General features: G+C 68.8%; 7 protein-coding genes and 1 pseudogene. 2 read left to right on the top strand and 6 right to left on the bottom strand.

Annotation, left to right across the window (positions count from 1 at the left end; translation table 11 throughout):
• A partial coding sequence (locus tag FM051_RS49175) for an acyl-CoA-like ligand-binding transcription factor (protein ID WP_476655331.1) occupies window positions 1-217 on the bottom strand: 217 nt, incomplete at its 3' end.
• Window positions 218-563: 346 nt separating this feature from the next.
• Between FM051_RS49175 and FM051_RS49170 the strand changes: the two genes are divergently transcribed.
• Entirely contained in the window at window positions 564-2,543 is a 1,980-nt protein-coding gene (locus FM051_RS49170; RefSeq protein ID WP_238413255.1) for an acyltransferase family protein, read from the top strand.
• Between the two features lie 4 nt (window positions 2,544-2,547).
• Here the strand turns inward: FM051_RS49170 and FM051_RS49165 are convergent, their stop codons facing one another.
• From FM051_RS49165 to FM051_RS49145, 5 genes are all read right to left on the bottom strand, one after another.
• Window positions 2,548-3,411: a hypothetical protein gene (locus FM051_RS49165; protein ID WP_158854785.1), complete on the bottom strand. Its 864-nt coding sequence runs from the start codon at window positions 3,409-3,411 to the stop codon at window positions 2,548-2,550.
• Window positions 3,411-3,764 carry a type VII secretion target gene (locus tag FM051_RS49160; RefSeq protein WP_158854783.1) on the bottom strand — a complete coding sequence of 118 codons (354 nt, stop codon included), beginning with the start codon at window positions 3,762-3,764 and terminating at the stop codon, window positions 3,411-3,413. The genes FM051_RS49165 and FM051_RS49160 overlap by 1 nt, the downstream gene beginning before the upstream one ends.
• Before the next feature lie 15 nt (window positions 3,765-3,779).
• A complete protein-coding gene (locus tag FM051_RS49155) occupies window positions 3,780-4,298 on the bottom strand; it encodes a YbaB/EbfC family nucleoid-associated protein (protein WP_158854781.1) in 519 nt (172 codons plus the stop codon).
• 83 nt (window positions 4,299-4,381) lie between these two features.
• Window positions 4,382-5,233, bottom strand: coding sequence for a hypothetical protein (locus tag FM051_RS49150; protein WP_158854779.1), 852 nt, complete (start codon window positions 5,231-5,233; stop codon window positions 4,382-4,384).
• Between the two features lie 367 nt (window positions 5,234-5,600).
• On the bottom strand, window positions 5,601-5,861 hold the full coding sequence (locus FM051_RS49145; protein ID WP_158854777.1) for a hypothetical protein: 261 nt from the start codon (window positions 5,859-5,861) through the stop codon (window positions 5,601-5,603).
• A gap of 140 nt (window positions 5,862-6,001) precedes the next feature.
• Between FM051_RS49145 and FM051_RS54400 the strand changes: the two are divergent.
• Window positions 6,002-7,739 (top strand): annotated as a pseudogene (locus FM051_RS54400) (IS1634 family transposase).
• Window positions 7,740-8,020: the final 281 nt, after the last annotated feature.

Genomic DNA, 8,020 nt, shown 5'->3' with positions numbered 1-8,020 from the left:
TGCCCTCGCCGTCGACCCACGTGGTCAGGGCGGTGATGAGCGCGGCGGTGGCCGCGGCGGCGATGCCCCTCAGTCGGAGGTCGACGGGTCGTTGTTCGCGGCCGGCCAACGCCTCGGCCAGGAGGGATTGCGTGGTGGCGGTGTTGCGCCACTGTGCCCGCAGCCCGCACGCCGCGGCCAAACCGGTAGGTCCCGCCCCTACCACCACAACACCCATACGACTAAGTGTTAGCTACTAACAAATGTTAGTCAATAACTTGTACTGTCGGTTCGGCATGCGCCGGCCGGAGTGGCGGTTCAGTTCCTCGGGGATGCGGTGCAACGGCACGGCTGTGCCCGTGGAGGCGGACTCCTGTCTGGTCTGTGCCCGGCGGATCCGGCGGGTCGCCCCTCAACCGGTGGCCTACGCTGTCCGGTAGGTGTGCCGGGAAGTCTGGTCGGCGTGATGGTCCGCCCCTGCCCCGGAGTTGATCTTGTCCGTCCCCTCGCTCGTTCGTGCGGGCTTTTCCGTCAGCCCGGTTTCGTCTTCGGGAGACCGTCAAGACCGTCGATACCGTCCGGAATTGCAGGGACTGCGTGCGGTCGCGGTCACGCTCGTGGTCGTGTACCACGTGTGGCTCGGCAGGGTCTCCGGCGGCGTGGACGTGTTCTTCCTGCTCTCGGGCTTCCTGGTCACCGGGCAGATAGTGCGTGCCGCAGTCCGTGGCCGGGTCGAATTCGTCCCGCTGTGGGGACGGATGATCAAGCGGTTGTTCCCCGCCGCGTTGACCGTGCTGGTCGTGCTCATCGCGGTGTGCATGCTGGTGCTGCCGGAGAACCGCTGGTTCCAGACCGTTCGGGAAGTCGTCGCCGCCGCGCTCTACCTGGAGAACTGGCAGTTGGTGTCCGACGCGGCGGACTACTTCGACCAGCACGACGAGGCGAGTGTCGTCCAGCACTTCTGGTCGCTGTCCATCCAGGGGCAGTTCTACCTCGTGTGGCCGATCCTGGCCGTGGTCGTGGTGTGGATCGGCCGCTGGGTCGGGTGGGGCGTCAGGCGATCGGTGGCGGGCCTGTCAGCGGCTGTGTTCGTGGGGTCGTTGGCGTTCTCCGTGGTGCTCACCGCGGCGAACCAGCAGTTGGCGTACTTCCACTCGTTGACCAGGGCGTGGGAGTTCGCGCTGGGTGGCCTGCTCGCCCTGGCGGTCGACGCCGTGGTGCTGCCCCGGCGACTGCGGGTCGTGCTGGGCCGGCTCGGGCTCCTGGGTCTGGTGGCGTGCGGGCTGATCCTCCAGGTGGGCACGGTCTTTCCGGGATACCTGGCGCTGTGGCCGACGCTGTGCGCCGCCGCCGTCATCGCGGCGGGCACGACCGGCAGCCGTGTCGGGGCCGACCGGCTGCTGGCCGCACGCACCCTGCGCTACGTGGGGGACCTGAGCTACTCGTTGTACCTGTGGCACTGGCCGGTGCTCGTGCTCTACCTGGTCCTGCGCGGCAGGGACGAGGTCGGTCTCGCTGGTGGCCTGTTCGTCATCGTGCTGTCAGTGCTGCTGTCGGTGGCGACCTACCACGGGGTGGAGGCACCCGTCCGCCGCTCCGGCATCGGGGTGGCCAGGCCGTGGGGCGCCTACCGGTTCGGTGTCGCCCTGCTGGTGCCGGTGCTGGTCGCGGCCGGGGGTTGGCAGGTCGTCAGCGACCGCAAGGCGGCCTCCTACGAACTGCTGGTCGACGACCCGGACCACCCGGGAGCGCTCTCCCGCACGCCGGACTTCGAGTACTGGGGCTCGGAGGACGCGACGATCGTCCCGCCGATGGTGTCACTGCCGGACGACTTCGCCCCGCACCCGGACAGCGTGTGCCGTGCCTCGACGCGCAACCGGGAGCTGGAGGCGTGCACGGGACCGAGTTCGGACACCCCGACCAAGCGGATCGTCGTGGTCGGCGATTCCCACATGCAGCAGTATCTGGCGCCCCTCACGCAGCTCGCCGAGCACCACGACTGGCAGGTCGTCTCGATGCTCAGGGGAGCCTGCCCGTTCTCCGTGGACGCCGACGCGATGCCCGGCGACGCGGGATGCGTCAAGTGGAACGCCGACGCGGCGGCGGAGATCATCTCCCTCAATCCCGATCTCGTGCTGACCAACGGAACCCGCGACGTCCGGGTCGGCCTGACCGAGGACACGCCCGCCGGGTTCGTCGCCCAGTGGCGCAAGCTCGAATCCGCGGGCATCCGGGTCCTGGCGGTGCGCGACAACCCGCGCTTCGGCTTCAGGCCCTCGGCCTGCCTGGTGTCCCAACGCATGGACCCCGGGCCGTGCAGCGTGCCCCGGACCGAGCTGCTCATGGAGGAGCCGCCGTACCAGCGGATCCCGGACCTGCCGTCGAACGTCGCGTTTGCGGACTTCAGCGACTACTTCTGCGAACCCGAGCTGTGCCCGCCGGTCATCGGCAACGTGCACGTCTACCTCGACGACAACCACGTCAGCGCCACCTACATGGCCACGATGGCGCCGATCGTGGAAGCCGAAGTGCTCGCCCTGCTCGGTGGAGGTGGGGAGCCGTAGCCGGTCAGGCCGGTGCGGTGGCCTGGCTCTTCTTCAGTTCGTTGAGGGCACGCCACAAGGCGTCGAACAGGTCGCGCAGCTGGACCAGCCAGGTCAGCGCGCTGGACAGGGCCTTGCCCAGCGCCTTGAGCATGCTCGCCACGATGCGCACCACCTGGGCGATCTTGGTGGTGGCCTGGGCGACGACCAGGGGAGCCGCCGCGCCCACCGTGCAGGCCAGTTCGATCGCCCAGCTCACCAGCGCCCCGGCCAGGGTGGCCAGCAGGTCGCGGATGGCGACGCGGATGCCGCCGACCACCTCGGCCATCGCCAGGGTGATGCCGGCGATGCCGTGTGCGCCTCCCGCGGCGCCCTTGGCGATGCCGGCGATCGCGTCCGCCTTGCGCAGGTAGCCGTCCGCGGCGTCACCGGTCCAGGAGGTCACCCCGGTGCGCGAGGTCTGCTGGAACTCCTCGCCGAGCTTGAGCATCTCCTGCTCGATGTTGGTCCACGTCTGGGCGTAGCCCTTGACCATGTCGGGGTTGCCGGTCACCGCGTGCAGCGCGGCACGCGCCGGCTCCACGTGTTCCAGCATCCACGAGAACAACTGCCCGGCGACGTAGGCGATCGGGTCGACGGCCGCGCTCGCCACGTCCAGAGCCGCCGCCGCGACACCGGAGATGATCAGGCCGAGGTCGTTCTGGTCGACACCCTGGGCGATGGTCCAACCGGCCTCGAACGCGGTGATGCCGGTCATGAAGCCGGTGCCCGACTCCGCGTCCGGCGCGCCCATGTTCTCCAGCGGGTTGGCGTCCTGCAGGTAGTTGTTGCGCAGATCCGACCGCTGGTCGACCAGCGGGTTCGTGCTGGTGTCGTCGACGTCGACCATCAGTTCCCTCCCCGGACCCGCGGTGCCGACGGCACGGCGTCCAGCGTCGCGACCAGTGCCTTCATCACGGCCTCGATCTTGTCCTCGGCCTCTCGGTACGTCTTGGCCGTGTCTCCCAGATCCGTCACCAGCTTGTGCAGGTTCTCCGCGGTGGCGGCGAGGGTGTCCACGCCCCGTTGCTGCGGGTCCTTGAGCAGGTCGGCGAACGGGCGACAGAGCAGGCCGTATGCGTCGTCCAGGCTCGTGACGTGCTGGCCCGCGTCGGTCGCGGTGTCCGCCCTCGACGCGAACCCGTCGACCGCGGCGGCCTGGGCAGCCAGTTGGGCGGAGTCGACGGTGAATCCGTCTCCCATGGTCTTGCCCCCTCTCTAGCGCAGGAACGACTGGTCGCCCCAGTCGTCGTCGGGACCGTTGCCACGAGGCGCCCGCCGCGGCGGGGGCGGCGCGGTGTCGTCGTCCTCGACCCGGCCGATGCGCATCTCCTCGGTCATCTCACGACCACCACCCGGCTCCTCGACCTGGTCGGGAAAGCGCTGCTGGTACTGGGCGACGAGGTTGCGCGCGGGTTCGTCCTCGGCCGGCACGGTCGCCGCGATCAGCGCTTGGACCTCCTGCCGGAGCTTTGCCTGGGCGTTGCGCATTCCGGCCATGATCTGGGCCGATAGCGCACCCGGCTCCAACCCGCGAGTACGGTCCGACAGCGTGATCTCGGTCGGGACACCGTTGCTGTCCACGGTGACGCGGACCGAACCATCGGGTGACGCGGCGACGGCGCTGGTCGCGTTCATCTGCTGCTGCAACTGCGTGTACCGCTGAGCCCGCTGTTCGAGTCCTTCGGCCCACTTCTCCAGTTGATCGGCCGCCTTCATGGGATCAGGGCTGGTCACTGAGGTCCTTTCCAACGCGCTCGTGCGCTAGCCACTTGTCAACGTCTTGGTGGCGCTTCGGGGGTTTTCGTCGATTTGTCCGGTCAGCGGTCGGTCGGTCGGTTCGCCCAGCGGTTCCTTCGCGTGAGTACCAGATCTCTGACCAGCAACGCGTCGTGTACGGGCACCATCCACTCGCCCGCGACGGTCCTCATCACAACCGCGGGGCCGGGCGGCGCCACGAGCACGGTTCCGTCCGGTAGAACCAGCCACGGCTGGAGCGTGGGCTGTGGTGGCAGCGTGATGGCGACGATGTCGCGCAGGTCGGCGAACGACACGGAGTGCTCGGCGCGGGGGCCTGAACTGCGGCCCCGGTGCAGACGGGCCGACCAGGTGAGCCCGTCCGCGGCGACGTCGAGTCGCGCGGAGGCCAGGTCCGCTGTGGTGATTGCGAACCGGACGGCGATCGAGAGCGTGAAGTCGGTGGCGCCCAGTTCTGGTACCACGGGCGTCATCAAGGACCGGTGCGCCCGGTGGGCGGTGAGACAGGACGAGGCCGCACACGCCCATGCCAGGGCGAACAACACGACTGCCGCGGCCTGTCCGCCACCGGAGGCGGACGACATCGCGAGGCCGCCACCGGGGATGACGCCGAGCAACAACTGGCCACCCGAGACCAGGAACGACGTCGACAGCCAGGACGGCGGCTCGGCCAGTCCACGCCGGCGGAGCCACCACGCGAAACCCGACGCCATCGCTGCCGCTGCGAGCGCCGGCAGCACTGCCCACGGTGTCCCGGCGAGAGCGGCGAACACCACGCAGATCAACGCCATGGTGCCCGGCAGCACCACCACCGACCACAGCAACAACGTCCTGGTGTGCGTCCAACGGTGCTGCAACACGCCGACGGCGCGAGGATCGACGATCCCCGGAATCGAGTTGGGGATCAGGGGCACGTCGACACCTCCGTGCGGTACGCGCACACGGACAACGACCACCGGTTGATGCGATGCGGTCTGAACAACCGGATCAGCTCGAAACACATGAAGCGCTCCCCGTCGTCGAACTGCCCACCGCTGTCGCGAGTGGGCGTGCCGACCAGACTTCCCGGCGCTCCGCCGGTAAAGATGCCAGACCGGCCGGAGTCGCGCACGCAAAACGCGAAGATCTCGCCACAGAGTTGGGCGGGTTGACCCGCCGTGCTTGAGGACGTCTGCTGGAGATCCACAGTGGACACCGCCGGCGGAGTCGCGGAACCCGCGCCGCCCTACCCGCCGACCACCGCGCCGTTCGGTTCGGGAGTCGGAACGAGACGATCCCCGTTCACTCGTTGGGCGGTTGTCGACCCGTGTCGCCGTTCCGCTGCCGCGGGGTCGTTCCGGACTGGTTGTGGAAGAGCAGGAACAGCAGGCTCGCGGCGGTGATCGTGAGGCCGACGGAGTCGGACCAGTGTGTGGTCGGCGCGCCGTCCAGCCACGCCGCCACCCATCCGATCACGGCGGGCAGTTTGATGTACCACAAACGCCGGGGGATCAGGGCGAAACCGGCCAGCGCGATGACCCGGCTTCCGCAGTTCGTGGCCACACGAGGTTGATCGCTGAGACGAACCCGCAGGTTAACGACTTGCGATCCACCGATCCCGACTCAGAGAGCCCGAAAGCGTAGTAACACGACTTGAGAATGCTCTCTAGTACTGGCTGGGGATGTTGTGCTTGGCTGTGGTCATGTACTTGCGGTTCACGCAGCGGACGAACGCCGACGGCTCGGTTGTCCGCTACGCCGCGTTGGCGCACAACCGCCGGGTCGAGGGCAAGGTCAAGCCGGACGTGCTGATGAACCTGGGGCGGGTCGACCAGCTCGACGTGGACGGCCTGCGCAGGCTGGCGGCGTCGATCACCAAGCACTTCGGCGGCGAGGGCGCCGGGTCCGCCCCGTCCGACGGTGCGGAAGCGGGCCTGGCCGCCGGGGCATCGCCGATGGAGGTCCTCGACTCCCGCCCGATCGGGGCATCCTGGCTGCTGGACGGGTTGTGGGAGAAGCTGCGGATCGCAGCGGCGGTCAAGCGGGCCACCGACGGGCGACGGTTCACCACGAACATGGAGCGTGTGCTGTTCGCGCTGGTGGCCAACCGGGCGATCGAGCCGATGAGCAAGCTCTCGGCCGCCGAATGGGTCCGTGAGGACGTGGTCGTCCCCGGCCTGGCCGTGATGGACGAGGACCAGGCGTATCGGGCGATGGACCTGCTGGTCGAGGCCGACACCGAGGGCGCGGTGCAGGAATCGGTGTTCTTCGCGGTGGCGCACCTGCTCAACCTCGAGGTCGACCTGTTGTTCTTCGACACCACCTCCACCTACTTCGAACGCGACGCCGAGGAGACCGGCGAGGACGCTTTTCGCCGCTACGGCAAGTCCAAGGACCACCGCGACGACGGACCACCGCGACGACCTGCCGCAGATCGTCATCGGCCTGGCCGTGACGAAGGAAGGCATCCCGGTGCGGGTGTGGTGTTGGCCCGGCAACACCAACGACCAGCAGGTCCTGGCCGAGGTCAAGGACGACATGCGGCACTGGAGACTCGGCCGGGTGATCACCGTGGTCGACCGCGGCTTCTCCAGCACGGACAACCTGGCCTACCTGCGTCGGGCCGGTGGGCACTACATCGCCGGGATGCGCATGCGCGACGGCGGCGACCTGGTCGAGCAGGCACTGGCCCGCCAGGGCCGCTACCAGCAGGTGCGGGACAACCTGCGGGTCAAGGAGGTCCGCGTCGACGGCGCCGCCGACACCAGGTTCGTCATCTGCCACAACCCCGACCAGGCCGAACGTGACAAGACCCAGCGGGAACAGGCCGTCGCCCGCATCGAGGCCGAACTCGAACGCATCGCCGCGCAGCGGGAACGCGACCACGCCAAGGCGGGCAGCGACAAGACCAGGCAGAAGGCCGAGGCCGCGCACGTGCGCGCCGAGTGCGCGCTGCGCGACCATCCCACCCTGAAGCGGTGGATCCGCCAACAGCGCAACGGCCGGCTGGTCATCGACCGCGCCAAGGTCAAGGCCGAGCAGCGGTTGGACGGCAAGTACCTGCTGGCCACGTCCGACCCGGACATCACCGCCGAGGACGCGGCCCTGGGCTACAAGAACCTGCTCGAAGCCGAGCGGGGGTTCCGCGACCTCAAGTCCGAACTGCTGCTGCGGCCGGTGTTCCACCGGCTCGAGCACCGCATCCGCGCCCATGTCCTGATCTGCTGGCTGGCGCTGCTGCTGACCCGCGTCGCCGAGCTGTCCTGCCACGACAGTTGGCGAAACATCCGCCGCGAAACCGGCCGTCTCAAGCAGGTCACCCTCGCCGGCCAGGCCGGCACGATCACCCAGACCACCCCGCTGCGGACCGACCAACAGGCCATCTACCAGGCACTCTCGATCCAGCCGCCGCCCCGGATCTCCGCGTTCGACCCCAACTGAACCGGTCCGACGAACACCGCACGGGCGTGGACACACGCCCTCTTCCAGCCCTGCACACGTTTCCCCAGATCAGACCGCAAATCCGCGACCATGTGTGACTACCAACTGCGGAAGCCGGGGATGAGGGCGAAGAAATATCCCACGGTCACGGCCTGCTCCTGCCGCTGTGGTGCCCGGTGGGCAGGTTGTCGGGAGGTTCGACGCTGAGTGCCTTGGCCACGGGGACGTCGGTGGAGGAGTGCAGCACGATCGACAGGGCGATGGTGATGGCGACGAGGTCG

The sequence above is a fragment of the Saccharothrix deserti genome, assembly GCF_009769385.1.
In the GTDB taxonomy this organism is placed as follows: domain Bacteria; phylum Actinomycetota; class Actinomycetes; order Mycobacteriales; family Pseudonocardiaceae; genus Actinosynnema; species Actinosynnema deserti.
This window is presented reverse-complemented; position numbering and strand designations above follow the sequence as displayed.